Genomic DNA, 23,182 nt, shown 5'->3' on the forward strand with positions numbered 1-23,182 from the left:
CCGACCCTCGGGCACGGAGGCCGGTGGCGCTCGTCGCCGCCGGCCTCGGTGCCGTCGTGCTCGTCGCCGCCGTGGTGGCCGCCGGGCTCTGGGCCACCGGCCGGGGCCCGTTCGGCGCACCCCGCCCTCAGCCCGACGAGGTGCTCGGCACGATGCGCGACGCGTCCGACCAGTCGGATGTCGGTGGCGCATCGACCAGGGGCGGCACGGTGCTCGCGGTGCCGGCAGCCGCCGCGCCCGACTTCTGGCGGCAGACCAGCACCGGCGCCCCGCCAGCACCCGACCAGGTGTCATACGCGCCGTTCACCGTGCCGGCGTCCGCAGTGCCGGCCGTCGGCGGGGTTACCGGCGCAGTCGGACGCGGCGGCCGGTTCTCGCTGCGGCCCGTCTCGTCCGGGGCGTACCTGCTCTGCTACGCCAGCAACACCAGCGCGAGTGGCTACCAGGTGCAGGGGTGCCGCGAGGCGTCGCTGCGGGTGCCCGGCCGGATCGACGCGAGCCGGGGTGAGGCGGGCTTCCGGGTGACCGTTTCCGGCAATCGTTGAGCCGACCGAACTCCGGCTCGGTCAGCCCTCCGCGGAGGCGTCGAGTGGCTTGCGCCAGACCGACACGTGGCTCTCGCTGTCGGACGTGAAGGGCGCCCCGTCCCAGCCCGCCACCCGCTGCTCCAGCGTCAAGCCGGCCAGCCGTGCCATGAGGTCGCACTCGGCGGGCCAGATGTAGCGGAAGTTGCTGTAGCCGTAGCGCATGGTCCCATCGTCCAGCCGCCGGTAGTGGTGAGACGTTCCCCGCTGCGTGACCATGTCGTAGGTGTCGAAGCCGGCGTGCCGGTCGGTCACCTCGAACGGCACCGCCGACTGCCCCGGGGGGAACCGCCGGATGCCCGGCACCCACAGCTCGACGACGAAGCGACCGCCCGGCGAAAGGTGCCGGGCAGCATTGCGGAAGCACTGCACCTGCTCGTCCTGCGTGCACAGGTTGCCGATGCTGTTCCACACGACGTACACGAGTGAGAACTGGCCGGGGACGGTCGCTGTGGCCATGTCGCCGATGATGACCGGCAACTGCTCCGCGGGCACCTTGCGCCGCAGCCGGTTGACCATCGGCTCCGACAGTTCGATCCCGGTCACGGAGATGCCGCGGGCGGCGAGCGGGATGGCCACCCGACCCGTGCCGATCGCGAACTCCAGCGCGGGGCCGGAACCCGCCAGCCGGGCAAGGAAGTCCACGGCGGGGTCGAGCACCTCAGGTGCAAACATCTCGGCCGAGAGGTCGTCGTACCGCTCCGCGGTGTCCTCGTCCCACAGGTCGCTGCTCGTCACGGGCCGAGCCTGCTCGCCTCCCTGCGCGCACGCCACCTATTTAACAGAAGGGCGGCCTGCGCCCGTCACCCGAGCGCCGGCAGGATGACCTGCTCCAGCAGCGCCACCGGAGTCCGCCAATGGTCGGGGTCGTCGTAGTTGCCGGCGGTGATGGCCACGGCGATATCCAGGTCGGGCAGGACGATCAGGCGTTGGCCGCCGTTGCCCATCCCGGCCACCAGCCGATGGCCGGCCATGGTCTCGACGTACCACTGGTAGCCGTACTGGCCGCCCCAGTCGGTCCGCAGGCGGGGCTGCAGCATCGTGTGGATCCACCCGGCGGGGACGATCTGATGACCGTCCCACGCTCCCTCGGCAAGCACCAGTTCGCCGATTCTGGCCAGGTCGCGTGGCGCGAGCCGCAGCCCGGACGCGGCCGAGGCCACCCCGTCCGCGCCGGTCATCCACTCGAAGCTGTGGATGCCGAGTGGCGCGAACAGCGCCTCTCGCCCGTACTGCGGCAGCGGCTGTCCGGTCCCGGCGGTGATCAGCCGGCCCAGCAGCGCCGCGGCGCCGCCGCAGTAGGACCAGTGGGCGCCGGGTGGCTCGAGGATCGGCCGCTCCAGCACGTACCGGTACCGGTCCGGCGCCAGTTCCATCGCGATTTCGGCGTTGGCCGGGTTGTCGTACGGGAGGTCTTCGCGCCATTCCAGGCCGAGGGACATGGTCAGCGCGTGCTCGACGGTGAGCCGGGCCCGTTCGGGGTCGGCCGCCAGATCGGTGTACTCCGGGAACTGGCGCAGGAGCGGCTCCGCGGGGTGGGGGACGCTGCCCTGGCCGAGCGCGATGCCGTACAGCAGCGCGGTCACGCTCTTGGTGACCGACCGGACGTCGTGCAGGGTCTCGGGTCCGAACTCGACGACACCCAGCGATGTGCCCCAGCTGAAGTCCTCGCCTGCGCCGTAGTACGCCAGCAGGGTCTCGCCACCACGGACCGCCACGACCGCGTGGAGGCCCCCAACCTTCCCGGCCCGTCGCGTTTCGTGCAGGCGCTCGCGCAACTCGGTCGTCATGGACCCTCCTCGGCGGGGCGACACTGTCCTTACGGGATACCACGGTGCTCATCATCGCTCGGTCAACCGCCAGTATGGTTACCTGCCGCAGAGGCCGGGCCCGTATATTCACTGGGGTGAACATGCCCTTCCCCGGCACGAGCACCCAGATCCCCCCGTACGGCCCACGCCCCAGGGGCCGCCCGGCCTGGCTGCTGATCGGGCCGACACTCGCCGCGTCGCTCGGTGCCTTCCTGCTCGCCGTCACCTTCGGGCCGGTAAAGGCCGAGATCCAGCGGGCCATGCATCTGCCGGCCTCGGTGACCCCCTGGGTCTTCGTCGCCTACCTGCTGGCGGCGCTACTGGCGGTTCCGGTCGGCGCTCTGCTCGGCCGGCGGTGGCCGACCGCGGTCGCGCTGCCCGCGATCGTGCTGCTGGTTCCCGGATCGCTGCTGACCGCGCTGGCCCCGGAGAGCGGAACGCTGCTGCTCGGCCGCGCGGTGACCGGGGTCGGGGCCGGTCTGGCCTGGGGCGTCACGGCCGCGCTGATCACGCAGGTGGGGGCACGGCGCGGGTTGATGGTGCCACTTGTCGCCGGCGCGGTGGTGCTGGCGCTGGGTCTCGGACCCGTGGCTGGGGCGTTTCTGGGGCGGTCGCTCGGTTGGCGGTGGCCTTTCCTGGCGGCCGTGCCGTTCGAGGTGGTGGCGTTGCTGGTCACCGCGGTGAGCGGGATCATCGTGCTGATGCGGCGCGCGTCCCAGCCGGCTCAGCCGTCGGCCGCACCGTTGGCCTGACGAAACGGGCGGCGCAGGGCAGCCGAGCCGCATCCGGCGACGAGCCCTGCTGCCTCCGCGAGGTCGGGCAACGCGTCGAACGGCGAAGCCCCATCGCGGCGGCGGGCGATTGGCGCCGCGACCTAGGATCGGGCCATGCCCTTGACCCCGGACGACGTCGACCGGTTCGAGGCCGCCAGGCCGCGCATGGAGGCCATCGCCTACCGTCTCCTCGGCTCCGCCACAGAGGCCGAGGACGCTGTGCAGGAGACGTTCCTACGCTGGCAGGCCGCCGACGTCGACCGCATCGAGGTCCCCGCGGCCTGGCTGACGAAGGTCCTCACCAACCTGTGCCTCAACCAGCTCACCTCCGCCCGGGCGCGCCGCGAGACCTACGTGGGCCAATGGCTTCCCGAGCCGCTGCTCGCCGGGGACCCGATGCTCGGCCCGGCCGACACCGCCGAGCAGCGCGAATCGGTCTCGTACGCGGTCCTCACCCTGATGGAGCGCCTCGCTCCCAACGAGCGGGCGGTGTACGTGCTCCGGGAGGCCTTCGACTACCCGCACCGGGAGATCGCCGAGATCCTCGACATCACCGAGGCCGCCAGCCAGCAGATCTTCCACCGAGCCAAGAAGCACGTCGCGGACGGCAAGGCCCGCACCGAGATCGACGGGGCCGCCGCTCGGCGGATCGTCGAGGAGTTCCTGACGGCCGCCACCAGCGGCCAGACCGAGCCGCTCGTGCGCCTGCTCACCGAGGACGCCATCTCGATCGGCGACGGCGGCGGGAAGGTCCCGGCCCGCGCCAAGGCGTTCGAGGGCGCCGCCGCGGTCGCGAAGTTCCTGCGGGGGCTGTTCAAACCCGGCGAGGCCAAGCGCGCCATCGTCGGCGGCACGCCCGAGGTCTACGCCTGGACCGCCAACGGCGACCCCGCCGTCGTGGCCGTCCTGGAACGCCGGGTCGTCGGCGTCATGTGCCTGGAGGTCACCGCCGACGGCATCGCCGCGTTCCGCAACCAGGTCAACCCCGACAAGCTCGACCGCGCGACCGCGCACTGGGCGGCCGCCGACCACGGGGAACCCCTGTTCACCGCCTTCTGACCGCCAAGTGAGGTGCTTCACATCGCCTTCCTGTCAGGAAACGGCGGGCCGCCCGGTTCAAGGGGCAAGCCCGCGCAAGACAGGAGCAAGGAAATGCAGCACCGCATCATCGTCCTCGGAGCCGGCTACACCGGAGCCATCGCCGCCGGCCGCCTCGCCAAGCGGCTCCGCCGCGAGGACGTCGCCATCACCCTCGTCAACGCCGAGCCCGACTTCGTCGAACGCGTCCGCATGCACCAGCTGGCGGCCGGCCAGGACCTCAAGCCCCGGCCATTCAGCGAGATGTTCGCAGGCGCCGGCGTCGAACTGAGGCTCGCCAGGGTCACCGGCGTCGACGTCGACCGCAGGACCGTCGCCGTCACTGACCCGAACGGCGCCGGAGAACTCGCCTACGACACGCTCGTCTACGCCCTCGGCAGCGGCTGGAACACCCAAGGCGTCCCCGGAACCGCCGAGCACGCCTATGAGATCGCCGGCCGCCCCGGAGCACTCCGGCTGCGCGAGCGCCTGGCCCGCCTCGACGCCGGGCAGACCGTGGTCGTCGTCGGCGGCGGCCTCACTGGCCTGGAGGCCGCCACCGAGATCGCCGAGGCACGCCCGGACCTCGACGTCGCCCTCGCCGCCCACGGCGGCCTCGGCGACTGGCTCTCGCCCAAGGGCCGCGAGCACCTCCGGAAGGTCTTCGGCAAGCTCGGGATCACCGTGTACGAGCACGCCGCCGTCACCGGCGTCGACGCCGACCGCGTCGACATCGCCGACGGCAGAGCCATCCCGGCCGCGGTCACCGTGTGGACCACCGGCTTCGCGGTCCACCCGATCGCGAGGGCGACCGCCCTGGAGGTCACCGGCACCGGCCAGATCGTGGTCGACGGGACCATGCGTTCGGTTTCGCACCCGAACGTGTACGCCGTCGGGGACGCGGCCTGTGCGCTGGGACCGGGCAACAAGCCGCTGCGGATGTCGTGCGCTTCGGGTACCCCAGCCGCATGGCAGGCCGCCGACGCGATCGCCGCGCGCCTGACCGGCGGGAAGCTCCCCAACGTGCCGATCCGCTACTTCAACCAGTGCATCTCACTGGGCCGCAAGGATGGCTTGATCCAGTACGTCACCGCCGACGACCGCGCTGTGCAGGCGGCCCTGACCGGACGGCTCGCCGCCGTCTACAAGGAGCTGGTCTGCAAGGGTGCCGCCTGGGGCGTCGCCAACCCGATGCTCGGGCTGCCGACCCGACGCCGCCGGGTCACCGCGCAGGGGGCTGCGGCGGGCTCGACCGCCAGTGTGCTGGCGTAGCGCACGAAGCGAAGCGGACGCCCTCGTCGCGGGGGCGCCCGCTTCGCTGTCGGTGGCCGTCACTCGCGCGAAACGTAATTGCAACAGGGCCTCGACAACATGCCACCATGCACCTGAGCATCGAGCGTGCCGACTTCGCTGACCCGCACCTGGGTGCGTTCCTTCGGGCGCATCTTGACGACCTCGCGCCCACAGCCCCGGTGGAGAGCCGGCACGCACTGGACCTCCGTCGGCTGCAGGCACCAGACGTCCGCCTGTGGGTGGCGTCGGTTGGCGACGAGATTGTCGGGACTGGTGCTCTCGCGGCACTGGACCCGGGTCATGAAGAACTCAAGAGCATGCGGACGGATCCGACGCGACGAGGCCAGGGAATCGCGACCCGGGTCCTCGAGCATCTGCTGGGGGATGCCCGTGGGCGCCACATTCGCCGGATCTCCCTGGAGACCGGCAGCATGGATTTCTTCGCCCCGGCGAGAGCGCTGTATGCCAAGGCAGGATTCGTCTTCTGCTCCCCATTCGGTTCTTACCGGGAGGATCCCAACAGCGTCTTCATGACGAAGGCCCTGTCGGGCTGACCGTTCAGGACCAGGTACCGCTGCTTGGACATCCGCCGGCACGGGCAGTCCGGGTGTCGACTGGCCGCCTGCGGGTCGCTCGGCGAGGGTGCCCGCGGCGAGCGCTATCGGATGGGCTCCCGCACGATGGAGCCGACGATCACCGCGGGTTCGATCGTCACGGCCGAGGTGGTGAAGCCGGGCGACTACCAGCCGCGCACCGGCGACGTCGTGGTGTTCGAGCCACCGGAATCGTGGGATCATGGCGAAGGGGAGGCGCCATGGATCTTTCGAGTGGTGGCGGTGCCGGGCGACACCATCGCCGGCTGCGACGCTGAGGGCCGGATCGTCCGCCACCCGCGGGGAAGGGCCGTGAGACTGCCATGCGCGCTGCCCGATCACCGTCAGAGCGCCTGTACTTCGCCGAGTACGGATCGGGGTCGCCGCTCCTGCTCGTGCACGGCTTGATGGTCACCGGCCAGATGTTCGAGCCGGTGATAGAGCATTTCGCCGCCCGTCATCGCGTGATCGTTCCCGACCTGCGCGGCCACGGGCGGAGTCGGGGACTTCCGCCGCCGTACGCGGCCACGCAGCTGGCAGCTGACCTGTCGCAGCTGCTCGACCGGCTGGGCATCGAGTCCACCGCCGTGCTCGGCTACTCGCAGGGCGGTGCGATCGCTCAGCAGCTGGTCCTCGACTTTCCCGACCGGTGCGACCGCCTCGTACTCGCCTGCACCTTCGCGTTCAACATGGCGACCTTGCGGGAACAGGTCGAGGGCCGCCTGCTGCCGCTGGTGCTCCGGCTCCTCGGTATGCGGCTGTCGGCGAGGTTGATCGTTTCACCGGCGGCGCCGCAGCTCGGCAGAGAACGTGCCGACTGGCTCGCGGGACTCATCGCGGACCAGGACCGCACGTTGATGGCGTCCGCCTGGAAGCAGACGATGGCGTTCGACAGCAGGCGGCGGCTGGCGGAGATCACTTGTCCGACCCTCGTGATCGCCGCCTCGGATGATCAAGCGGTGCCGATCCACCACGCGAGGATGCTCCACGCGGGCATCGCCGGTGCGGAGCTGGTGGTCATCGGCGCTGCTGGCCACGCGCTCATCTGGACGCACACCGAAGAGTTCGAGCGGGTGACCGACCGCTTCCTCAGGGCCTGACCGGCCGGGGTGCCGGGGCACCGCGGTCGCGGCGGCGCCCGGCACGGCGGTCACCGGCTAGAGCGCCCCGCCAGCAACTCGTCGACCTCCACGGCGGTGGGGGCGGTCGCGGGCCCGTGCCGCGTGACGGCCAGCGCCGCGGCGGCGTTGGCACGACGTACGGCCTGGACCGGGTCGAGACCGCTCACGAGGGCAGCCACGAAGGCGCCCACGTGGGCGTCCCCGGCGCCGTTGGTGTCCACCACGGTCACCGGGAAGGCCGGCACGCGCACGGATCGGTCGTCGGTGGCGAGGACGGCGCCCTGCGGCCCGGTACGGACCACCACGCCGGCATGCCCGATGCGCGCCGCCAGCGACGCGGCGGCCGCCTCCGGATCGGCGCGATCGGTGAGGATCCGCGCCTCCCGTTCGTTGCAACTCCACCAGTCGGCACGTTCTGAGACGGACGCCAGGATGGACCGGGGTATCTCGGCGACCAGCGGACCGGGGTCGACGACGACGGTGACCTCCGGGACGACCGTCGGAAGCCAGGCCGCCAGCGCCGGACCGTTGGACGGGTAGGCCAGGCTGTAACCGGACACGTACACCACGTCGCCGGGGCTCAGGTCGATCCGGGCCAGGTCCGCCGGCCCGAGTCGCGCCTCCGCGCCGACGCTGGTGGCGAACGTGCGCTCGCCGGCCGGGTCGATCAGCGCGACGCTGAACCCGGTGTCGAGCTCCGGTAGCGCCGGCTGCACGAGCTCGACGCCGGCCTGGGCCAACTGCTCGCGGGCCAGGTCGCCGAACGGCCCGGTGCCGTGCATCCCGGCGTACGCCACGGGCAGTCCCTGGCGGGCGGCGCTCGCCATGACGTTGAGCCCGCCCCCGGCGGTGATCCGGCTGCCGGAGGCGAGCACGTCCCCGCCGACCTCCGGCAGCCGCGGCAGGTACATCACCACGTCGACGACGACGTTCCCGGTGTGCACCAGCCGGGCCGGCCGCCCGGTCACCGCCGGGCCTCCGCGACGGCCCGGTCGCCGGCCGGCGCGTTCCCCTCCGGCCGGGTGGATCCGGTCCGCCCCGCCTCGCCGCCGCGCCGGCCGCCGAGCACGGCAAGCAGCAGGTACAGAGCACCGGCGACGACGAAGGCCGCGACCCAGCCGAGGCCGTTCGTGCCCAGCCAGGAGTCCGCGAGCGGGCCGCTGAACCAGACGTCGTCCGCCGAGGTGGAGGCCGTGGTGAAGAGCAGGCCGAAGACGGTGCCGGCCAGCCACGGCAGCAGGGCCGTCCAGCGGACCCCGCCCCGGTACCAGTAGGCGCTGGTGCGGGTGGTGTCCATCAGTCCACGCGGGTCGTACTCCCGCCGGCGGAGCATGTCGGCCAGGAACACCGCGACCCACGCGGTGATCGGCACGGCGAGCAGCGAGATGAAGGTGATGAACGGCCCGTAGAAGTTGCCGGCGATCAGCATGAAGTAGATCCCACCGGCCAGCGTGAGCACGATGTCCAGGCCCACGGCCACCACCCGGCGGGTCCGGATGCCGAGGGTGATCATGGTCAGGCCGGCGGAGTAGACCGAGAGGTTGTTGGAGAGCAGCAGACCGCCGAACGCGGCGAGCAGGTACGGCACCGCCATCCAGGACGGGAGCAGCACCTGGATCGCCGAGACGGGGTCGCTGGCGGAGGCCAGGTGGCCGTCGCCGGCCGAGAGCAGGCCACCCAACCCGATGAGCAGGAACAGCGGGATTCCGGCGCCGGCCGAGGCGGCCGCGACGATCCGTCCGCCCGAGACGTTCCGGTGCTGGTAGCGGGCCATGTCGGCACCGGCGTTCGCCCAGCCGATGCCGGTGCCGGCGGCGATCACGCCGATCCCGGCGATGACGACGCTCAGCGGGGCGGCCGGCGCGTCAAGCACAGCCTGCCAGTTCACCCGCGTGATCAGGAACGCGGCGACCACGACGTTCAGCGCGCCGAAGACGTACGTCGCCCACTGCTGGATCCAGATCAGCGTGGCGTGCCCCAGGCCCGAGACGACCAGGGTGAGCGCCACGAAGGCGAGCAGGCAGATCACCGTCAGCACGGGGTTCGCCGTGAGCCCGAACGCGATGTTCAGCAACGCCAGCAGCGCGTACGCGGCGGTGGTCGTGTTGACCGTCTCCCAGCCGACCCGCGACAGCCACGAGACCACCGTCGGCCCGTGGTTGCCGCGGGGTCCGAAGACCGCGCGGGACAGTGTCATGCTGGGCGCGCCGCCCCACTTCCCGGCCACGCTGATCAGGCCGACGAGGGCAAAGGAGCCGAAGGATCCGATCGCGGCCACCAGCAGCGCCTGCCAGATGTTCATGCCGCGCAGCGCGACCAGGGTGGCACCGAGCGGCAGCCCCAGGATGGAGATGTTGGCCGCGAACCAGACCCAGAAGAGCTGGCCGGGCCGGCCCGTGCGCTCGGTGGGGGGCACCGGTTCGATGCCTCTGGTCTCGATGGCGCCGACCCGGTTGGTGTCGGCCGGGATCGTGCCGGCCGGTTCCGTCGTGGACATCGTCATCCTGCCTTTCCCTGCGTACCGGCGTCAGCGGGGCTGACGGAGGGCGAGCAGGCGGGTCGCCATGTCTGCCAAGGGGAGGTGGTTGGTTTTCTCGATCGTTTCCAGCGCGGTGTCCGGGAAGGACCCGACACCGTGGCCGGCGCCGGCGATGGCGCCGACCATGGCGGCGATCGTGTCGGTGTCGCCGCCGAGACCCGCGGCCAGCAGGCAGGCCTGCCACGGGTCGTCGGGGTGCACGGCGAGCACCGCGAAGGCCGCCGGGACGGACTCCTGGGTCGCCACACTCGTCCCGACCAGGTGGTAGATCAGGTCGGCCGCCGCCTCCGGCGTCCGTCCCGCGACCAGGTCGGCGGCCCAGGCGATCCGGGCCGAGATGTCCGCCGCCGCCACCCAGTGGCCTCGGCCCGCGGCGAGCTGCGCCGCCCGTACGGCAGTCGCGGTCGCGGTCGCGGTGTCCGCGCCGTCCAGGCCGGCGCTGACCGCGGCGGCGACGGCGGCGGCGCCGGCCAGGGCGACGCCGGTGTTGTGGGTGACCCAGCTCGCCTCGACGACCCGGTCGACGAGCCGGTCCAGGTCGGTTGCGGGTACGGCGACGCCTACCGGGGCGATGCGCATCGCCGCCCCGTTGGTCGTCCCGAACCGGCCGGCTTCCTCGAGCGGGCGGCCGGCGGCCACGGCGGCAACCGCGGCCCGGGTCGATGGGCCGAGCAGGTCCAGCGAGCCGCGTCGGCGCATGTCGTCCTCCCACGCGAGCAGCTCCCGGGCGAGACGATGCCCGTCGATGCGGCCGCGGCCGTCGAGAAGAAGCCGCCCGAGCAGCAGTGCCTGCTCGGTGTCGTCCGTCACCGTCCCGGCGGGCATGCCGGGTGCGATCGGCTGGTCCGCCGGCCCCGGCTCGAAACCGGTCAACCGGCCGTAGCGGGTGACGATCTGCTTTCGCGGCATGGACTGGGTCGGCATGCCGAGCGCGTCACCGATGGCGAGCCCGGTCAGGGCCGCGACGGCCCGCGATTCGAGCGTCGCGGCCCGGGCCGGCGTCGACGTACTCATTCCGACGCCTCCCCGAAGCGCAGGTGCAGCCGGAACCGTGCCGGGTCCAGCAGGCTCTCCACGTGCTCGACGAATTCACCGCGTGCGTCCCGGCTCAGCCGCCGGGTGCGCAGGAAGAGCTTGCCGGCGGCGCAGTCGAGCAGTTGGGCGTCCGGCGGTGCGACCTCGGCCAGCTCCACCCACTCCTCGCCCTGCGTCGGAACGAGGCCGGCCGAGCGCAGCGCCGTGTACAGGGACCCGGTGAGGCCGCGTTCGGGCAGCTCGCGCAACGGGCCGACGGCCGGGATCCGGCTCCGCTCGATCGAGATGGCCGAGCCTCCGTCGAGCGACCGGAGCCGGTCGACGGCGACGCATTCGGCGGACGGCAGATCGAACCGCTCCGCCAGTTCGGGCTCATGGACCAGCTCGAGTCGCAGGACGCGTACGGTTGTCGGGACGCCCTGCTCCGCCAGGGCGCGGGACCAGCCCAGCCGGTCGTCGATCGTCCGGCCGTCGAAGGTCACGAACGACCCCTTGCCGGAGCGGGTCTCGATCAGCCCGCGGCGGCTGAGTTCGGTGAGGGCCTGACGGACGGTGTTCCGGCTCACATCGAACCGGGTCGCGAGCGCGTGCTCGCCGGGCAGTTGGGTGCCGCGGGCGAGCCGGCCGCCTCGGATCTCCCGGGCGAGCTGCTCGACGACCCGCTCGTGCTTGAGCTTGAGCACCTGTCCAAACATGTTCAGAAGGCTAGCTCTGACCTGGGCCTTCGGCAACAACTCGCACTCCGGCGCGGAGGGCGTCCAGCGCGGTGGTCAGCCGTCGAGGCGGGTGCCGACGGCCTGCTCGCCGCCGGCGCCACCCTGCTCACCGGAGGACGGGCCCTGCCCGGCAGCGGGTACTTCTTCGAACCCACCATTCCCGGTCGCCGCCGTGGCGGTCGCCGCCGACGAGGCCGACGCCGTCCGGCTGGCCAACGCCTCAGAGTACGGGCTCGGACTGAGCGTGTGGACCGCCGACCCGGAACACGGCGTCGCCTTCGCCCGACAGATCACCACCGGCGCCGCCTTCATCAACGCCGTCGTCGCCTCCGACGCACGCCTGCCCTTCGGCGGGACCAAGCGCAGCGGATACGGACGGGAACTGGCCGCCGCCGGCCTGCGCGAGTTCGTCAACACCCGCACCTACTGGGCGGCGCGATGACCGGGCGCCTGGCGCACTGGTGGCCGCGCCGGCCTAGGAGGCCCAGCATCCCGCAGGATGACGACGACCTCGCGCTCGGCCCGGATGACGTACGGCAGCGGTGCGGGCAGCGGATCACAGGACCACCCGCCGGATTGCGCACTTTGGAAGAAGCCGCGGGACGACGAACATGACAATCTGTCCCTTTAGCGAGAACTGTGCGTAGGTCCACCTGTGCCCGCTGTGTGGACCAGGAGGGACCCCGATGCACGTTAACGACAACACGCCAGCCCCGCTGGCGGGGCGGCGCGAGTGGCTGGGCCTGGCGGTCCTGGCCCTTCCCACGCTGCTGCTGTCAGTGGACATCAGCGTGCTGTTCCTGGCGCTGCCCCGGCTTGACGCAGACCTCGCGGCCACCAGCACCCAACAGCTGTGGATCATCGACGTGTACGGCTTCATGACCGCCGGGTTCCTCGTCACGATGGGCAGCCTGGGTGATCGGATCGGCCGTCGCCGCCTGCTGCTCATCGGTGCCGCCTGCTTCGGGCTCGTCTCGGTGCTCGCGGCGTACTCGACCAGCGCCGAGATGCTCATCGGTGCCCGCGCGTTGCTCGGCATCGCCGGAGCCACCGTGATGCCGTCAGCGCTGGCCCTGATCAGCAACATGTTCCCCAACCCGAAGCAGCAGGGCATGGCCATCGCCGTGTTCATGAGCTGCTTCATGGCCGGCGGCGCCATCGGCCCGGTGGTCGGCGGCGCCATGCTGACCAACTTCTGGTGGGGGTCCGTCTTCCTGCTGGCCGTACCGGTCATGCTCCTGCTCCTGGTGGCCGGGCCGGCGCTGCTACCCGAGTACCGGAACCCGGAGGGCGGGCGGCTCGACCTGGTCAGCGTCGTCCTGTCCCTCGTCGCGATCCTGTCCCTGATCTACGGCATCAAGGAGCTGGCGCGGGCCGGCTGGGAGCTGGTTCCGGTGCTCAGCCTGGTCGTCGGCCTGGTGTTCGCCGTCGTCTTCGTGCGCAGGCAGCGGACGCAGCGCGAGCCGCTGCTCGACCTGCGCCTGTTCCGTCACCGTTCGTTCAGCGCCGCCCTGGCCATCATGCTGTTCGGCACCGCGATGATGTCCGGCCTGTCGCTGTTCTTCACGCTGTTCCTCCAGTTGGTCAAGGGACTGTCGCCGCTGTCGACCGGGCTGTTGATGGTGATCTCGGCCGTCGGCATGGTGATCGGCGCGATGATGGCCCCCGGGGTGGCGCAGAAGGTGCGCCCCGGCACGGTGCTCGCCGCCGGCCTCGGCATCGCGGCGATCGGCTTCCTGGTGGTCAGCCGGGTCGAGGAGTCGGCCTCGCTGGCTCTGCCGATCATCGGCATCGCCATCGTCTCGCTGGGCGCCGGCGCGTTCGCCTCCCTCGGCACCGGCCTGGTGGTCGGATCGGTGCCGCCGGAGAAGGTCGGATCGGCGTCGGCGGTGTCCGAGACCGGCGGCGAGTTCGGTGTGGCGTTCGGCATTGCCGTGATCGGCAGCGTCGGCACCGCCATCTACCGCAACCTGCTTGAGCTGCCCGCGGACGTGCCGGCCGGCGCCGCGACCTCAGCCCGGGAGAACATCACCGGCGCCGCCGCAGCGGCTGCGGAGCTGCCGGAGGTGGTCGGGACGGCCCTGTTCGACGCCGCCCGGGCCGCGTTCACCACGGCCCTGCACGGCGTGGCAATGGTCTCCGCGGCCATCGCCGTCGGCCTGGCCGTGGTGGCCGTCCTCGCACTGCGCCAGGCGCCGCCGACCGGCGCCGTGCCGGCACCCGACGGCGCGGAGGACACCGCTCCGGCGCCGGCCGCCGCGCCGATGCCGGCCAGCGGCACTGCCAACTGATCACCCGGACTGCCCGAGGCCCGGGCCGGCGTGGCACGCCGGCCCGGGCCGACGCCGCTCGGGGGCGGCGTTGGCCCGGATCGGCGGGTCCGGATCCCGTTGTGCATGGCCCCGGCGTTGGAGAAGCTGACGCCGTAGTGCCGGCGACGGCTGAGCGCCGGGTCCGGCGGGACGCCGTCACGGCCCCGCCGACCCGGCGGCCCCGCGCGGCGATCCGCCGGACCCGGCGCCGCCCCGCTCAGTCGGCGATCTCGACGCGGGTGTGGTCCCCGACGACCAGGCGGTGATACGACCGGTCGCCGCCGGGGGCCACGACCGCCGACCGCCCCACCAACGAGCCGTGCAGGCCCGGGGTCCCGGCGATGGTGGCGCCATCCAGCACGATGGAGTCCGCCAGCCGGGTGCTTCGCAGCACGCAGTGGCTGCCGATGGCGGTGCCCGGCCCGATCCGGCTGTCCTCCACCAGCGTGCCGTCGCCGATGATGGCCGGTCCGTCGATCCGCGACCGGACCACCCGGGCGCCAGGGCAGATCACCACCTGGCCGGTCAGCCGGCTGTCCGCGTCGACCTCGCCGGCCACCTCGCGCCGCAGATCGCCGAGCAGCCGGCGGTTGCAGTCCAGGACGTCCTCGAGCTGGCCGGCGTCCTTCCAGTAGCCGGCGTACTCGCTCGCCCGGACCTCGAAGTCGTGGCTGACCAACCACTGGATCGCGTCGGTGATCTCCAGCTCGCCGCGGGCCGAGGGGCGTACGGCGGCGACCGCCTGATGGATCGCGGCGGTGAAGAAGTAGACCCCGATCAGCGCCAGGTCGCTGCGTGGTTGCTGCGGTTTCTCCACCACGCGCCGCACCCGCCCGGTGGTGTCCAACTCGGCGACGCCGAACGCCCGGGGGTCGGTGACCTTCTGGAGGACGACGTGCGCCGCTGGGCGGCGTCGGCGGAAGTCGGCAGCGACGTCCCGGATGCCGTCGGGGAGCATGTTGTCGCCGAGGTACATGACGAACTCCTCGTCGCCGAGGAAGTCGCGGGCCAGTCGTACGCAGTGGGCCAGACCCAACGGCCGGTCCTGCGGCAGGTAGGTCACCCGCAGGCCGAAGCGGTCGCCGTCCCCGATCGCCTCGGCGATCGCGGGGCCGCCGTCGCCCACCACGATGCCGACCTCGTCGACGCCCACCTGCCGGATGTTGCCCAGCACATGCTCCAGCACGGGCTTGCCGGCCACGGGGATGAGCTGCTTGGGCATCGAGTAGCTGAACGGTCGCAGGCGCGTGCCCGCACCCCCCGAGAGCACCAGGGCCTTCATGGATGTCGGTCTCCTCTGTCGAGTGCTGCTTCGTGGCGATGAAGACACGGCGGTCCGCATATCCGTCCGGGCGGAGCCGGACTGCCCAGCGGCGCTGGTGAACGGCTCCGGGGCGTGTGGTTGCGCTCGTACCGGAGCGCTGGGACGTCGTGCGCGGGCGGACAGCGACGCGCGGCCCGCCTCGCGATGGCGAGGCACGGGCCGCGGGTCACCAGCGGATCGCGACCGCCGCCGGTGCCGGACGTACGCCGGCGGGTGCTGAGCTCCGCTCTCCCCGGCGTCGGTACGGCTGGGAATCGCTCACCGCACCGACGTCAGCGTCACGACGCCCGGAGGGGGGTGTTCTGGTAGGCGGTGATGAGCCAGTCCGGTCCCTGCTTGACCAGCGTCCAGGTGGCCCGGATGGCCCGTTCGGGAGCGACCTCGGTCTCGCCCGGTTGGAGCACGCCGCCCTGGGTGATGACCAGCGCGGCACCCTCGCCCAACTGCTTCACCGCCAGCGGGGTTCCGGTCACGTTGGTGCCCTTGTACGGCCCGGCGTAAGCCTGGCTCATGAAGCCCTGGATCTCCTTGCGACCGGTGAGGAAGACGCCGGGCAGGATCAGCGTGCCGTCCTCGGCGAACGCGGCTGCGAACGCCGCTCCATCGTTGTCGGCCCAGGCCTGCACGATGCGCCCGGGTACCGCCTGGATGGCGGCGGCTGTCTCGTTGTCGAGCGCCGCGTCGATATCCAGCATCGTAATTGTCCTTCCGTGGGGTCGGCGGCTGTGGCTGTATCGTTTCGCCACGGACTCCTCCGGCGCATCTCGGTGATTGCGGTCAACCGAGCTGCGGAATGCGCGCCGCAACTCAGGAGATGCGCCGCCGGCCCGGCGACGGGACGCTGGCATCATGGCCGAATTTGACGGCAGAACCGGATCGATCCCCTGACGGAAACGGCGGTCGCCTGCCGGTGCGCCGAACTCGGCGGACGCCGCAGGGCGTGACCGCGATTGTTGACGGCTGCTTGCCTGCTCGAATCCAGAACTGATGAGCCGGTCGTCCCGGCGTGGCAAGGAGAGACTGATGGAATATGGACCGGATCACGCTGAACTCTACGACCTCGTTTTCCGTAGCCGGGGCAAGGACTTCGGGGCCGAGGCGGAGCAGCATGCCCGCCTGGTTCGGGCCCGGTTTCCCGAGGCGAAGACCCTGCTGGACGTGGCCTGCGGCACTGGTGCCCATCTGGCGGCCTTCGCGAGCCTCTTCGACCACGTGGAGGGACTAGAGCTCACGTCGGCGATGCGGGAGGTGGCGAGAAGGAGACTGCCGCAGGCCACCGTGCACCCGGGCAACATGCTTGATTTCGATCTCGGCCGCACCTTCGATGCCGTGACCTGCATCGGTAACGCCGTGGCCGAGGTGAAGTCCGCCGATGAGCTGGTCACCACGATCGGCCGCATGGCGGAGCATCTTGTCCCGGGCGGAGTCCTGGTGATCGAACCGTGGTGGTTTCCGGAGAACTTCATCGACGGTTACATCGGCAGCCACCTCGCCGAGGAGAGCGGTCGCGTGGTGTCGCGGATAAGCCACTCGACGAAGCAGGGGAACAGAAGCCGCATCGAGATTCATTGCGTTGTCGCGGACCGCACGGGCATCAAGGGATTTACCGACGTTCTCTCCGTAGGCCTGTTCAGTCGCGAACAGTACGAGGCGGCGTTCCGGGACGCCGGCTGCACGGTGGAACTGACGCCCCCGTTGAGACTGGGGGACGGGCGGCCCACCAGCCCGGGAATATTCGTCGGAGTGCGAAAGTGAGACCCGGCGCGTAGCCCCCAACGTCGCGCCCCGGCTTGGACGCTCGGTACCCTTCGGGCGTCCGCGGCGTCAGCCGTTGCCCGGCCGACGCCACGCCCCTGGGCGGCGCCATCCACCGCGATCTTCTCCAGGTCGGCGTGCGGTCGGCGAGTCGGTCGGGCAAACCGGGCCTGAAGGTGGGGGTCGTGCCAGCGCCGTCGCGTCCACGATGGCCGGCGCAGTTGGCCCGCTGCTGGCGGCGGGGGTGTTCACGGTCGCGAGCGTATCCGGGCGCCGGGTGGCCCAGCCGCTGCCGTGCACCCTAGGTCAGCCCCGCATCACCACCCGGCCATCCTCCTGGCCGCTCGATGCCGCTCGGACGAGACGGTCGAGGGTACGGGCATCGCTCAGCAACGGAGCATCGAACTCCCTCGAGTTGTCGTGCACCGCGTCGACGACGCTGGCGAGGAAGATCCGCATGCTGTCGGCCGGGCCCACGTGTCGTACGTGCCTTTCGCCATGAGATTCGATCTGGATGCCGACGGTCATGTCCGGCAGAGCCGAGAAGGGGCGTTCGAGGTCGACGGACAGCTGTCGTCCCAGCAACAGCAGGGAGTTTCGATAGGTCGTGGTGAACCCGAACTGCCCGACGATCGTCTTGCCGCCCGGATAACCCGCCAGGACGCTGTAGGACGTTTCCAGGCCGTCCGCGGTGCGGTCGCCCACAATGACCTGCACCTGCTCCGGTTCCGCGCCCCACAGAACTCTCCCGAGGGACGCCAGGTAGGGGCCGGTGTCGAGGAGGGCGCCACCACCCCTACCGCGGTCGTGCCGGAAATCGTCTGCCGGCACGGGCGGGGTGAACACGGCGACGACCTTGGTGACATCCGTGTCGAGGCCCTCGACGAGTGATCTGACCTCGGCGAACATGGGATGGAACGAATAGCATGTCGCCTCCGCGAGCACGCGGGAGGACGATCGAGCCAGCGACACCATCTCCTCAGCCGTGTCGAGGGTCAGGAACGCCGGCTTGTCCACGACCACGTGGTGACCCTGCTCTATCGCATACCGAACAGCCTGCGCATGCTCGCTGTTCACCAGCGAGACGTAGACGAGACCGGGCGGGATCGCCTGCAGCGCGGCACGCCAGTCGGCGTAGATCTGTCCCAGCTTCGGTAGCGAGCCAGCGGTCGCGGGGTCGGCGTGCGAGCTGGCGATGTTGACCGCCTCGATCTCTTTCATGGCGGCCGCGGCCGGTAGCACGCGGCGCCGGGCGAATCTCGACATGCCGATCAGAAGAAGTTCCATGGGTCGCTCCGGATCGTCGCGCCAGAACTTGCGGTGTGGTTGTGGCGGGATGGGTGGTCAGAGGAGGCAGGCCAGCAGGCTTCGTGCCTCGACGTTGACGTAGTAGCCGTCGTGCACCAGCCGGTTGAGCAGACCGAGCGTCATCCACCGATAGTTCTCGGGCGCGTCAACGGGATGATCCTCGGGAAGTTCGATCACCAGGTGCTTCGTGTCCGCCCGGTGGAATCGGCCGCCATCCTCTGATTGCAGCGACTCCATCCGCACCTGCGACGCGGGTGCGGTGAGGTATTCCACGAGCGGTGGAAGATCCTGCGGCCCGCGGCAATAGCCCGGTGCGAGTTGAATCGTGGCGGCGAGTTCGAGCCGGTCCGTGAGGCCCGGCTGCACCATCGCCTGGACGAGAAACTGGAGCACTCCCGAACGGCGCTGGCAGACGAAGGCCACCAGGTTGCCGGGAACGGGTTCGAGCATCGGCTGCCACCACCTGCCGACCTCCCGGCTGGTCGCCTCCACGGAGAGTCCGATTATCCGGAAGTAGGCGCCGTCGTGGTGCCTGATGCTTTGCCCGTCGGCGATCCAGCCGTCCAGCTCCGACAGGCCGACCCGCCGCACGTCCAGCGTGAAGAGTTCCTTCTGGTCGATGAGCCAGGTCATCGCTGCGGACAGGTCGGCGTCCGATCGGGCCAGGCTGTGCGACGCGATGACCCGAGCCTGAAACTCGTCGGTGGTTCCGCCGTTGACCAGCCCGCCGCCGGCCGCCCCGTAGGAGATGCAGCCCAGCACCGTACGGGCGTTCATGTTCACGTTCCCGCGCGCGAGTTGGCGGCGCAGTTGGCCCAGGGTGAGCCAGGCGAAGTCCTCCCTCATCAGGACTTCCTCATCCGGTGGGATTTCCACGATCATGTTGCGATTTCGCTTGTAGAGGTACCAGGACGCATGCTCGGAGAGCAGCCGGTCCACCACGATGCGCCCGCGGGTGGGTCGGAGAAAGTATTCCAGGTACGGAGTGGACCGCCCGCCGTGGACGCGCTGATAGTTGCTCGGCGTAGCCTGCACCGTCGCCGCGTACTGGACCAGCCTGGTGTTGCCCGGCTCCATCTTCACCTGCATCAGGAAGTGGTATACGCCGTTGATCCGTTTGACCAGGATCCCCAGGATTCCGATCTCGGGCTGCACGATGATCGGCTGGCTCCATTGGGAGGCCGGACCGAAGTTCGTCCGTACGGACAGGCCTTCGACCGTGAAGAAGCGGCCCGAGGAGTGGATGAGGCGGTCGTCGATCCGCCACTCGGGGAGGGTCGCCAACGGCACTTCCGCCACCTTGTAGGAAGAGGCCGCGAAGCGTTCCTTGAGAAAGGTGTCGGGATCAGGCGTCTCCGGGCTGTTCGCCGTCAGGGCCGACAGCAGGAAGTCGTCAGCGCGGCTCACCGAGGGTGGCATGGGTTCTCTCCTCCGGGCGGGCAGGGCGAGCGAGCCGGGTCAGACCGCGCAGATGGCCGGCAGCGGGAAGACCAACCTGCCGCCGCGTGCCAGGAACTCCTGCTCCCGCTCGATGAACCCCCCGCGGTGGACCCAGGGGAGCACCAGCAACTGGTCGGGCCGGCGCGCCTTGGCGTCCTCCTCGGAGACGATGGGGATACCGGACCCGGGAGTGAGGCACCCGTGCTTCTCCGAGCTGACCTCGCCGACGCACGGCAGGTCCTCGGCGCCGATCCCGCAGTACTGGAGGATCACGTTGCCCTTGGTCGACGCCCCGTACCCCAGGGTCAGCTTGCCCGCCGCCCGCGACTCGTCGAGGAAGGCGCGCAGCTTGTCGCGGTGGTCGCGGACGCGGCGGGCGAAGGTCTCGTACGGCGCCATGCTGTCGAGTCCGAGTTCGGCCTCGCGCCGGCGGATCCGGTCAACCTGGGCGGTGTCGATCTTGTGCTTGGTCGGGTCCTTGACCAGCGTGACGCAGAGGCTGCCGCCGTTGACGTCGGTGATTTCGGCCGTCGACACGGTGAACCCGACGCGTTCGGCCATCCACTCGATCTGACGCAGGCTGTAGTACTCGAGGTGCTCGTGGCATATCGCGTCGTAGGCGGGGATTTCGAGCAGGGGGACCGCGTAGCTCATCTCGATCATCCACACCCCGTCGTCGGTGAGGATGTCGCGGACGTCGGCCATGAACCCGACCGGGTCGGGCAGGTCGTAGAACATCGCGATCGACGTGACGATCTTGGCCTTGCGGTCGCCGTACCGTTCCGCGAACGCCGCCTTCGAGAAGAAGTCCGGGATCAGGTCGATGTCGTCGGGGTAGTACTCCCGCCACTTCTCGCCCGTCGGATCGATGCCCACCCGGGTGAGGCCGTCGGCCGGGTAGCCCCGCAACAGGGTGGCGTCGTTGCTGCCGATGTCGAGGACCAGGTCGGTACGGTCCAGGTCGACCATGCCGGTGAGTTGCGCGACCTTCCGGTGCAGGTGATTGACCATGAAGGGGCGGATGCTCGAACGGTATCCGTAGTGGACGCCGAACATGAGCGAGAGATCGGCGGTGTGCCGCAGTTGCACGAGGCCGCAGCCACCCGGGCCGCACTTGACGAGCTCCAGCGGAGCGGTCGGCACGACCTCGCCGGGTCGAGGAAAGATCCCGGTCAGCGCCTGATTTCCCAGATCGAGAATCGGCACCAGCGCGCGGTTTCCGCAAATCCTGCACTCGGTGCACTCGGTGATGGCCAGGTCGCCGGTGATGGTCACGATGCCTCCCACTTGGTTGCCATTCGAGTTCAATTCCGAGCTGCCGGAGTCGAGCGGCGACGCCCCGTCGCGTGGTGTCCGGGCGGGCGGTCCTCGGCGTCGGTACGACGTCGTGCGGGGCAATTCGAGCCGATGATCTGCACTAAATTCTGGCCACGAGTGCGGGCGTGGTCATCTCCTGGATTGCGTGCCTGGCAATCGCGGAGAAATGCCGGGCCGGCGGTTGGCGAGCGCCGCTTCACGACCCCGCGAATGGTGACGTCAGCGCCACAACGTCGCCTCCGCTTCCCTGCACCTCTCGTACCGCGGGAGCAGTCCCTGCTGCTCGGCCTCGGCCAGAGTCACCGCCACCTGGTCCCGCTCGGAGATGATCAGCGGGATGTCCTTCGGCAGCGGCAGGTCGAGGTCGGGGTCCAGTGGGTGGAGCGCATGCTCGTTCTCCGGAACATACTCCCCGGAGATCATGTAGCACATCACCGTGTCGTTCTCCAGCGCAATGAACGCGTGCCCGACGCCGACCGGGAAATAGACCGAACGAAAGTTCTGGGGATCGACCCGGATGGCGTCCCAGCTGCCGAATGTCGGTGAGCCGACCCGAATGTCCACGACGATGTCCAGCGCCGCGCCCTGGGCGCAGTACACGTACTTGGCGCAGCCGGGTGGGGTCGCCGTGAAATGCACACCGCGCACCACGCCCCGGCGGGACCTGCTGTGATTGGTCTGCGCCACGTTGAAGAGCGGCCGGCCGGTCGCCTTTCGAAACGGCGTCTCCTGAAAGGGGGAGACGAAGAGGCCCCGGTCGTCGTGCAGAGCCGTGGGCGTAAATTCGACGGCACCTTCGACGGAAAGCTCGCGTATCCGCACCGCATCTCCATGTGACGTCAAGGGCGGTGCCCCCGACGTTCGAGGGTCAGCTTTTCGAGGTCGGGGACGATGTCATTCGGTGTGGGCAGCTCGGCGGCCTCCGCGCTCAGCCGGGCGGCGTTCCTGGCGAACGCCGGATCGTTGAGCACCCGCAGGAGGTGGCCGCGCAGTCCCTCCGCGGTCAGCCGGCCCGGATCGCTCACATACGCGCCCGCGCCCTGCTCCTCCAGCCCGTTGGCGACTGCGACCGGGCCCCAGAACTTGTCATTTCCGAACTTCCCGGGCACCAGGAGCTGCGGCACCCCGTGTTCGAGTGCCGTGGTGAACGTGCCGAGGCCGCCGTGATGAACGATGGCCGAACAGGTGGGGAGCAGCGCGGTCAGCGGAACGAAGTGGACCGGACGAACATTCTCCGGCACGCTCGGCAGCGACGCCAGCTGCTCCTTGCTGAGGGTGAGCACCACCTCGGCGTCCAGCCCGGCGACCGCCTCGATCAGTTCAGTGATCGACGCACCGGCGTTCAGCTCCCGGAACGACAGGCCGAGGGTCAGGCAGACTCGCCTGCGCTCAGGCTCCTCCTGCAGCCACTCCGGCACCACCGAGGGGCCGTTGAACGGAATCGGGCGCATCGTGAGGTAGTCCATGCCGGGCGGTTGCCAGGTCCACGGCGGCATGGCGTTGATGGTCCACTGGCCCAGCACCATCTCCTCGTCGAAGTCGAGGCTGAACCGGTCGAGTGTCGGCTGCAGGGAATCCCGGATCGGGTCGCGGTCGGGGTTCTTCTCCCGGGCTGCCGTACGCAGTTGCACCAGCGCATCCGTACTGATCAGGAGACGGGCGTGCGCGGCGCCGCTGGCCCGTGCGGCCACCGGACCGGAGAAGGCCATGGTCATTCCGTCCCAGATCACCAGATCCGGCTTCCAGGTGCGCGCGAAACGCACCGCGCCGTCGATCACCGAGTCCGGGTTGAAGCCGGTGAAATGGTAGCGGGCCAGCAGGTCGAGTTCGTGGTGCGGATCCGCTGCGACGTAGTCGTCCTGCACCGATTTGCGCTGCTGCTCGTACGGGCTGTCGATCGCCGCCTGCGGGGTCGTCTCGGCCACCGCATCGGCCATCATCGCACTCACATCGATCTCGTCGCCGATGGAGACGGCGGTGAGGCCGGTGTGGGCGACGTCCTCGACGGTCAGTCCCGACGGGTCGGGTTGACTGGCGACCCGTACGTGATGTCCGGCCGTCTGCAGCGCCCAGGCCAACGGCGCCATCGCGTAGAGATGGGTCCTGCTCGCACAGGTAAGGAAGAGGATTCGCATGGGAGCCTCCTAGGTAACGAGTGCGCGTCCGAAGCCGCCGCCTCGCGGG

At 70.5% G+C, this 23,182-nt stretch carries 23 protein-coding genes; 10 read left to right on the forward strand and 13 right to left on the reverse strand.

What is annotated here, in order from left to right; translation table 11 throughout:
• Positions 1-23 precede the first annotated feature (23 nt).
• Positions 24-545, forward strand: a complete 522-nt coding sequence (locus tag ABZ783_RS28045) for a hypothetical protein (RefSeq protein ID WP_357443244.1) — start codon at positions 24-26, stop codon at positions 543-545.
• A gap of 21 nt (positions 546-566) precedes the next feature.
• On the opposite strand, the gene ABZ783_RS28050 is transcribed toward ABZ783_RS28045, so the two are convergent.
• A complete protein-coding gene (locus tag ABZ783_RS28050; protein WP_357443249.1) occupies positions 567-1,322 on the reverse strand; it encodes a class I SAM-dependent methyltransferase in 756 nt (251 codons plus the stop codon).
• Between the two features lie 65 nt (positions 1,323-1,387).
• On the reverse strand, positions 1,388-2,374 hold the full coding sequence (locus tag ABZ783_RS28055) for a serine hydrolase (protein WP_357443252.1): 987 nt from the start codon (positions 2,372-2,374) through the stop codon (positions 1,388-1,390).
• 122 nt (positions 2,375-2,496) lie between these two features.
• Here ABZ783_RS28055 and ABZ783_RS28060 point away from each other — a divergent pair, with 122 nt between their 5' ends.
• The 6 genes from ABZ783_RS28060 (at position 2,497) to ABZ783_RS28085 (ending at position 7,231) form a co-directional block, all read left to right on the forward strand.
• A complete protein-coding gene (locus ABZ783_RS28060) occupies positions 2,497-3,147 on the forward strand; it encodes an MFS transporter (protein WP_357443328.1) in 651 nt (216 codons plus the stop codon).
• A 135-nt stretch (positions 3,148-3,282) separates the two neighbouring features.
• The gene (gene sigJ / locus ABZ783_RS28065) at positions 3,283-4,227 is read left to right on the forward strand and encodes an RNA polymerase sigma factor SigJ (protein WP_357443255.1); all 945 of its coding nucleotides are present in this window, start codon (positions 3,283-3,285) and stop codon (positions 4,225-4,227) included.
• 93 nt (positions 4,228-4,320) lie between these two features.
• On the forward strand, positions 4,321-5,517 hold the full coding sequence (locus ABZ783_RS28070) for an FAD-dependent oxidoreductase (protein WP_357443259.1): 1,197 nt from the start codon (positions 4,321-4,323) through the stop codon (positions 5,515-5,517).
• Between the two features lie 107 nt (positions 5,518-5,624).
• Positions 5,625-6,092 carry a GNAT family N-acetyltransferase gene (locus ABZ783_RS28075; RefSeq protein WP_357443262.1) on the forward strand — a complete coding sequence of 156 codons (468 nt, stop codon included), beginning with the start codon at positions 5,625-5,627 and terminating at the stop codon, positions 6,090-6,092.
• 24 nt (positions 6,093-6,116) lie between these two features.
• Positions 6,117-6,539, forward strand: a complete 423-nt coding sequence (locus tag ABZ783_RS28080; RefSeq protein WP_357443265.1) for a S26 family signal peptidase — start codon at positions 6,117-6,119, stop codon at positions 6,537-6,539.
• Positions 6,527-7,231 carry an alpha/beta fold hydrolase gene (locus ABZ783_RS28085; protein WP_357443268.1) on the forward strand — a complete coding sequence of 235 codons (705 nt, stop codon included), beginning with the start codon at positions 6,527-6,529 and terminating at the stop codon, positions 7,229-7,231. Before ABZ783_RS28080 ends, ABZ783_RS28085 begins: the two co-directional genes overlap by 13 nt.
• A gap of 50 nt (positions 7,232-7,281) precedes the next feature.
• Here the strand turns inward: ABZ783_RS28085 and ABZ783_RS28090 are convergent, their stop codons facing one another.
• From ABZ783_RS28090 to ABZ783_RS28105, 4 genes are read right to left on the reverse strand one after another with little or no spacing between them, the layout of a single operon-like run.
• Positions 7,282-8,220 (reverse strand): PfkB family carbohydrate kinase, encoded by a 939-nt coding sequence (locus tag ABZ783_RS28090; RefSeq protein WP_357443271.1) that lies wholly within the window; start codon positions 8,218-8,220, stop codon positions 7,282-7,284.
• A complete protein-coding gene (locus ABZ783_RS28095) occupies positions 8,217-9,749 on the reverse strand; it encodes a cytosine permease (protein WP_357443274.1) in 1,533 nt (510 codons plus the stop codon). The genes ABZ783_RS28090 and ABZ783_RS28095 overlap by 4 nt, the downstream gene beginning before the upstream one ends.
• A gap of 30 nt (positions 9,750-9,779) precedes the next feature.
• A complete protein-coding gene (locus ABZ783_RS28100) occupies positions 9,780-10,805 on the reverse strand; it encodes an ADP-ribosylglycohydrolase family protein (protein ID WP_357443277.1) in 1,026 nt (341 codons plus the stop codon).
• Positions 10,802-11,521: a GntR family transcriptional regulator gene (locus ABZ783_RS28105; RefSeq protein ID WP_357443280.1), complete on the reverse strand. Its 720-nt coding sequence runs from the start codon at positions 11,519-11,521 to the stop codon at positions 10,802-10,804. Before ABZ783_RS28105 ends, ABZ783_RS28100 begins: the two co-directional genes overlap by 4 nt.
• A gap of 193 nt (positions 11,522-11,714) precedes the next feature.
• Between ABZ783_RS28105 and ABZ783_RS28110 the strand changes: the two genes are divergently transcribed.
• A complete protein-coding gene (locus ABZ783_RS28110) occupies positions 11,715-11,984 on the forward strand; it encodes an aldehyde dehydrogenase family protein (protein ID WP_357443283.1) in 270 nt (89 codons plus the stop codon).
• Positions 11,985-12,228: 244 nt separating this feature from the next.
• Complete coding sequence (locus ABZ783_RS28115; protein WP_357443286.1) at positions 12,229-13,833, forward strand: MFS transporter; 1,605 nt, start codon at positions 12,229-12,231, stop codon at positions 13,831-13,833.
• A 238-nt stretch (positions 13,834-14,071) separates the two neighbouring features.
• Here the strand turns inward: ABZ783_RS28115 and ABZ783_RS28120 are convergent, their stop codons facing one another.
• Both ABZ783_RS28120 and ABZ783_RS28125 read right to left on the reverse strand, forming a co-directional pair.
• Positions 14,072-15,136 carry a glucose-1-phosphate thymidylyltransferase gene (locus ABZ783_RS28120; protein ID WP_357443289.1) on the reverse strand — a complete coding sequence of 355 codons (1,065 nt, stop codon included), beginning with the start codon at positions 15,134-15,136 and terminating at the stop codon, positions 14,072-14,074.
• A 320-nt stretch (positions 15,137-15,456) separates the two neighbouring features.
• A complete protein-coding gene (locus ABZ783_RS28125; protein WP_073836146.1) occupies positions 15,457-15,873 on the reverse strand; it encodes an SgcJ/EcaC family oxidoreductase in 417 nt (138 codons plus the stop codon).
• A gap of 328 nt (positions 15,874-16,201) precedes the next feature.
• On the opposite strand from ABZ783_RS28125, the gene ABZ783_RS28130 reads away from it, so the two are divergent.
• Positions 16,202-16,933: a class I SAM-dependent methyltransferase gene (locus tag ABZ783_RS28130; protein ID WP_357443292.1), complete on the forward strand. Its 732-nt coding sequence runs from the start codon at positions 16,202-16,204 to the stop codon at positions 16,931-16,933.
• A gap of 306 nt (positions 16,934-17,239) precedes the next feature.
• Here the strand turns inward: ABZ783_RS28130 and ABZ783_RS28135 are convergent, their stop codons facing one another.
• From ABZ783_RS28135 to ABZ783_RS28155, 5 genes are all read right to left on the reverse strand, one after another.
• Entirely contained in the window at positions 17,240-18,220 is a 981-nt protein-coding gene (locus tag ABZ783_RS28135; protein WP_357443294.1) for a Gfo/Idh/MocA family oxidoreductase, read from the reverse strand.
• 57 nt (positions 18,221-18,277) lie between these two features.
• Positions 18,278-19,660 carry an NDP-hexose 2,3-dehydratase family protein gene (locus ABZ783_RS28140; RefSeq protein ID WP_357443296.1) on the reverse strand — a complete coding sequence of 461 codons (1,383 nt, stop codon included), beginning with the start codon at positions 19,658-19,660 and terminating at the stop codon, positions 18,278-18,280.
• 39 nt (positions 19,661-19,699) lie between these two features.
• The gene (locus ABZ783_RS28145; protein ID WP_357443298.1) at positions 19,700-20,956 is read right to left on the reverse strand and encodes a class I SAM-dependent methyltransferase; all 1,257 of its coding nucleotides are present in this window, start codon (positions 20,954-20,956) and stop codon (positions 19,700-19,702) included.
• A gap of 261 nt (positions 20,957-21,217) precedes the next feature.
• Complete coding sequence (locus ABZ783_RS28150; protein WP_357443300.1) at positions 21,218-21,820, reverse strand: dTDP-4-dehydrorhamnose 3,5-epimerase family protein; 603 nt, start codon at positions 21,818-21,820, stop codon at positions 21,218-21,220.
• 17 nt (positions 21,821-21,837) lie between these two features.
• Positions 21,838-23,133, reverse strand: a complete 1,296-nt coding sequence (locus ABZ783_RS28155) for an activator-dependent family glycosyltransferase (RefSeq protein WP_357443302.1) — start codon at positions 23,131-23,133, stop codon at positions 21,838-21,840.
• Positions 23,134-23,182 lie beyond the last annotated feature (49 nt).

This window comes from Micromonospora sp. NPDC047738, assembly GCF_040642675.1.
Classification (GTDB): Bacteria; Actinomycetota; Actinomycetes; order Mycobacteriales; family Micromonosporaceae; genus Micromonospora.

What these genes read in the sequence shown, in the direction of transcription:
- ABZ783_RS28055 (WP_357443252.1), bottom strand. Translation starts at nt 2,374, where the DNA reads ATGACGACCGAGTTGCGCGAGCGCCTGCACGAAACGCGACGGGCCGGG.
- ABZ783_RS28060 (WP_357443328.1), top strand. Translation starts at nt 2,497, where the DNA reads ATGCCCTTCCCCGGCACGAGCACCCAGATCCCCCCGTACGGCCCACGC.
- sigJ (WP_357443255.1), top strand. Translation starts at nt 3,283, where the DNA reads ATGCCCTTGACCCCGGACGACGTCGACCGGTTCGAGGCCGCCAGGCCG.
- ABZ783_RS28070 (WP_357443259.1), top strand. Translation starts at nt 4,321, where the DNA reads ATGCAGCACCGCATCATCGTCCTCGGAGCCGGCTACACCGGAGCCATC.
- ABZ783_RS28075 (WP_357443262.1), top strand. Translation starts at nt 5,625, where the DNA reads ATGCACCTGAGCATCGAGCGTGCCGACTTCGCTGACCCGCACCTGGGT.
- ABZ783_RS28095 (WP_357443274.1), bottom strand. Translation starts at nt 9,749, where the DNA reads ATGTCCACGACGGAACCGGCCGGCACGATCCCGGCCGACACCAACCGG.
- ABZ783_RS28100 (WP_357443277.1), bottom strand. Translation starts at nt 10,805, where the DNA reads ATGAGTACGTCGACGCCGGCCCGGGCCGCGACGCTCGAATCGCGGGCC.
- ABZ783_RS28105 (WP_357443280.1), bottom strand. Translation starts at nt 11,521, where the DNA reads ATGTTTGGACAGGTGCTCAAGCTCAAGCACGAGCGGGTCGTCGAGCAG.
- ABZ783_RS28115 (WP_357443286.1), top strand. Translation starts at nt 12,229, where the DNA reads ATGCACGTTAACGACAACACGCCAGCCCCGCTGGCGGGGCGGCGCGAG.
- ABZ783_RS28120 (WP_357443289.1), bottom strand. Translation starts at nt 15,136, where the DNA reads ATGAAGGCCCTGGTGCTCTCGGGGGGTGCGGGCACGCGCCTGCGACCG.
- ABZ783_RS28125 (WP_073836146.1), bottom strand. Translation starts at nt 15,873, where the DNA reads ATGCTGGATATCGACGCGGCGCTCGACAACGAGACAGCCGCCGCCATC.
- ABZ783_RS28130 (WP_357443292.1), top strand. Translation starts at nt 16,202, where the DNA reads ATGGAATATGGACCGGATCACGCTGAACTCTACGACCTCGTTTTCCGT.
- ABZ783_RS28135 (WP_357443294.1), bottom strand. Translation starts at nt 18,220, where the DNA reads ATGGAACTTCTTCTGATCGGCATGTCGAGATTCGCCCGGCGCCGCGTG.
- ABZ783_RS28140 (WP_357443296.1), bottom strand. Translation starts at nt 19,660, where the DNA reads ATGCCACCCTCGGTGAGCCGCGCTGACGACTTCCTGCTGTCGGCCCTG.
- ABZ783_RS28155 (WP_357443302.1), bottom strand. Translation starts at nt 23,133, where the DNA reads ATGCGAATCCTCTTCCTTACCTGTGCGAGCAGGACCCATCTCTACGCG.